The sequence below is a fragment of the Pseudomonas sp. GL-R-19 genome, from assembly GCF_019956375.1.
In the GTDB taxonomy this organism is placed as follows: Bacteria; Pseudomonadota; Gammaproteobacteria; order Pseudomonadales; family Pseudomonadaceae; genus Aquipseudomonas.
On sequence record NZ_JAHBDJ010000072.1, the window covers coordinates 1 to 4,638 of the forward strand.

The following is a 4,638-nucleotide window of genomic DNA, read 5'->3' on the forward strand; positions in this document are numbered from 1 at the left end:
CGTCGTCGGTCAGCGTCACCGTGAACACTTCGGTCTTGGTCTGGCCCGCGGCCAGGTACTGCGCCGCGCTGTTGTTCAGCGTATAGCTCCAACCCACGCTGCCCACCGCGTCGCCGGTGCTCTCATCACTCACAGTGGCCAGCAGCGTCCCCAACGCCCCGGCCGGCGCGCTCACGCTGGCCACATGGGCGTGATCGGCCAGGTCCACGTCGCCGAAGGCGAAGCTACCGCTGGTCACCGGGGTGCCGTCTTCGGTCACCGCCCCGCTTTCGACCTCGGCCGCCGTCACCGTCGGCGCGTCATTGGTGCCGGTGACGGTGATGGTCACGGCCTTGCTCACCGTCGCCCCGGCGTCGTCGGTCAGCGTCACCGTGAACACTTCGGTCTTGGTCTGGCCCGCGGCCAGGTACTGCGCCGCGCTGTTGTTCAGCGTATAGCTCCAACCCACGCTGCCCACCGCGTCGCCGGTGCTCTCATCGCTCACAGTGGCCAGCAGCGTCCCCAACGCCCCGGCCGGCGCGCTCACGCTGGCCACATGGGCGTGATCGGCCAGGTCCACGTCGCCGAAGGCGAAGCTACCGCTGGTCAGCGGGGTGCCGTCTTCGGTCACCGCCCCACTTTCGACCTCGGCCGCCGTCACCGTCGGCGCGTCATTGGTGCCGGTGACGGTGATGGTCACCAGTTGGGTGTCGACGCCGCCCAGGCCGTCGCTGACCTGCACGCTGAACACTTCGTTGTGACTCTCGCCCGCCTGCAGAGATTGCACCGCACTGGCAACGCCATCGGTGCCATTGGCCAGGGTGTAAGTCCACTGGCCGCTGTTGTCCACGGCGATCGAACCGTAGGTGCCGGTATTTGACCCGACAATACTCCAGGTGGCGGTGGCGTCGTGATCAATGTCGGTCGAACTGAACTGGCCACTGACGCTGAGCTTGGTGTCTTCCTGCACCGCGCCGGCCTCGTTGCCGGTCGCGAAGCTGAGCACCGGCGCATCGTTGTTGCCGGTGACGGTGACGGTCACCAGTTGGGTGTCGACGCCGCCCAGGCCGTCGCTGACCTGCACGCTGAACACTTCGTTGTGACTCTCGCCGGCCTGCAGCGATTGCACCGCACTGGCGACCCCATCGGTGCCATTGGCCAGGGTGTAAGTCCATTGGCCGGTGCTGTCGACGGCGATCGAGCCATAGGTGCCAGTTGGCGAACCATTGATGGTCCAACTGGCGGTGGCATTATGATCGATGTCGGCCGCGCTGAACTGGCCGCTGACGCTGAGCGTGGTGTCTTCCTGCACCGCGCCGGCCGCGTTGCCCGTCGCGAAGCTGAGCACCGGCGCATCGTTGCTGCCGGTGACAGTGATGGTCACCAGTTGGGTGTCGACGCCGCCCAGGCCGTCGCTGACCTGCACGCTGAACACTTCGTTGTGACTCTCGCCGGCCTGCAGCGATTGCACCGCACTGGCGACCCCATCGGTGCCATTGGCCAGGGTGTAAGTCCATTGGCCGGTGCTGTCGACGGCGATCGAGCCATAGGTGCCAGTTGGCGAACCATTGATGGTCCAACTGGCGGTGGCATTGTGATCGATGTCGGTCGAGCTGAACTGGCCACTGACGCTGAGCTTGGTGTCTTCCTGCACCGCGCCGGCCTCGTTGCCGGTCGCGAAGCTGAGCACCGGCGCATCGTTGTTGCCGGTGACGGTGATGGTCACCAACTGGGTGTCGACGCCGCCCAGGCCGTCGCTGACCTGCACGCTGAACACTTCGTTGTGACTCTCGCCCGCCTGCAGCGCCTGCACCGCACTGGCGACCCCATCGGTGCCATTGGCCAGCGTGTAGGTCCACTTACCGCTGTTGTCCACGGCGATCGAACCGTAGGTACCCGTATCCGTACCCGCAATGCTCCAGGTCGCCGTGGCATCGTGATCGATGTCGGCCGAGCTGAACTGGCCATTCACGCTGAGCGTGGTGTCTTCCTGCACCGCGCCGGCAGCATTGCCCGTCGCGAAGCTGAGCACGGGCGCATCGTTGCTGCCGGTAATGGTGATGGTCACCAGCTGGGTGTCGACGCCGCCGAGGCCATCGCTGACCTGCACGCTGAACACTTCATCGTGACTCTCGCCCGCCTGCAGCGACTGCACCGCACTGGCGACCCCATCGCTGCCATTGGCCAGCGTGTAGGTCCACTTACCGCTGTTGTCCACGGCGATCGAACCGTAGGTACCCGTATCCGTACCCGCAATGCTCCAGGTCGCCGTGGCATCGTGATCGATGTCGGCCGAGCTGAACTGGCCGCTGACGCTGAGCTTGGTGTCTTCCTGCGCCGCGCCGGCCTCATTGCCCGTCGCGAAGCTGAGCACTGGCGCGTCGTTGCTGCCAGTGAGGGTGATCGTCACCGTCTGCGCTGCCGAGGTCGCGTTGCCCGTACCGCTGTTGTCGGTGGCCACCACGGTGTAGGAGAAGCTGATGGTTTCCCCGGCGCGCAGGAAGTCCAGGTTCTCGCTGCTGCTGTAGGTCCAGCCGGCCTGATCGACCGAGAAACCGGCCACCAGCGCCGCGGCTTGCGCCGCACCGAGGGTGCCGCCGCTCCAGACGAGGTCGTGGTTGGCACTCTGGCTGACCGTCACTCCATCGTTGACGTCCAGATCGGCGAAGCTCAGCGCGCCGCTGTCGCTCAGCGGGGCCGCGCCGTTGCCTTCGTTCATCGCCCCGGTCGGGTCGGTGATGGTCAGCGTCGGCTGGTCGTTGGTGCCGGTTAGGGTGATCATCACCGTCTGCGCTGCCGAGGCCGCGTTGGCCGCGCCGCTGTTGTCGGTGGCCACCACGGTGTAGGAGAAAGTGATGGTTTCACCGACGCGCAGGAAGTCCAGGTTCTCGCTGCTGCTGTAGGTCCAGCCGGTCTGATCGACCGCGAAGCCGGCCACCAGCGCCGCGGCCTGCGCCGCCCCGAGGGTGCCGCCGCTCCAGACGAGGTCGTGATTGGCGCTCTGGCTGACCGTCACCGAGTCGTTGCTGTCCAGGTCGGCGAAGCTCAGCGCCCCGCTGTCGCTCAGCGTGGCCGCGCCGTTGCCTTCGGTCATCGCCCCGGTCGGGTCGGTGATGGTCAGCGTCGGCCGGTCATTGGTGCCGGTCAGGGTGATCGTCACGTCCTTGGTCACCGCCGCCCCGACGTCGTCGGTCAGCGTCACCGTGAACACTTCGGTCTTGGTCTGGCCCACGGCCAGGTACTGCGCCGCGCTGTTGTTCAGCGTATAGCTCCAGCCCACGCTGCCCACCGCGTCGCCGGTACTCTCGTCGCTCACACTGGCCAGCAGCGTACCCAGCGCCCCGGCCGGTGCGCTCACGCTGGCCACATGGGCGTGATCGGCCAGGTCCACGTCGCCGAAGGCGAAGCTACCGCTGGTCAGCGGGGTGCCGTCTTCGGTCACCGCCCCGCTTTCGACCTCGGCCGCCGTCACCGTCGGCGCGTCATTGGTGCCGGTGACGGTGATGGTCACCAGTTGGGTGTCGACGCCGCCCAGGCCGTCGCTGACCTGCACGCTGAACACTTCGTTGTGACTCTCGCCCGCCTGCAGAGATTGCACCGCACTGGCAACGCCATCGGTGCCATTGGCCAGCGTGTAGATCCACTGGCCGCTGTTGTCCACCGCGATCGAACCGTAGGTGCCGGTATTTGACCCGACAATACTCCAGGTGGCGGTGGCGTCGTGATCGATGTCGGTCGAACTGAACTGGCCGCTGACGCTGAGCATGGTGTCTTCCTGCACCGCGCCGGCAGCATTGCCTGTCGCGAAGCTGAGCACGGGCGCGTCGTTGCTGCCGGTGACGGTGACGGTCACCAGCTGGGTGGCGACGCCGCCGAGGCCGTCGCTGACTTGCACCGTGAACACGTCAGCATGACTCTCGCCCGCCTGCAGCGACTGCACCGCACTGGCGACCCCATTGGTGCCATTGGCCAGGGTGTAAGTCCATTGGCCGGTGCTGTCGACGGCGATCGAGCCATAGATTCCAGTTGGCGAGCCATTGATGGTCCAGGTCGCCGTGGCATCGTGATCGATGTCGGCCGAGCTGAACTGGCCGTTGACGCTGAGCGTGGTGTCTTCCTGCACCGCGCCGGCAGCATTGCCCGTCACGAAACCGAGCACTGGCGCATCGTTGCTGCCGGTGACGGTGATGGTCACCAACTGGGTGTCGACGCCGCCCAGGCCGTCGCTGACCTGCACCGTGAACACGTCATCATGACTCTCGCCAGCCTTCAGCGACTGCACCGCACTGGCGACACCATTGGTGCCATTGGCCAGGGTATAGGTCCACTGGCCGGTGCTGTCGACGGCGATCGAGCCATAGGTTCCAGTTGGCGAGCCATTGATGGTCCAGCTGGTCGTGGCATCGTGATCGATGTCGGTCGAGCTGAACTGGCCGCTGACGCTGAGCGTGGTGTCTTCCTGCACCGCGCCGGCCTCGTTGCCGGTCGCGAAGCTGAGCACTGGCGCGTCGTTGCTGCCGGTCAGGGTGATCGTCACGGCCTTGGTCACCGTCGCCCCAAAGTCGTCGGTCAGCGTCACCGTGAACACTTCGGTCTTGGTCTGGCCCGCGGCCAGGTACTGCGCCGCGCTGTTGTTCAGCGTATAGCTCCAGCCCACGC

1 protein-coding gene is annotated in these 4,638 nt (G+C 66.2%); it reads right to left on the reverse strand.

From position 1 onward, the window contains the following. Nucleotides 1-4,638: beta strand repeat-containing protein (locus KGA83_RS26715; RefSeq protein WP_223531236.1), on the reverse strand; the 4,638-nt coding region annotated here is incomplete at both ends.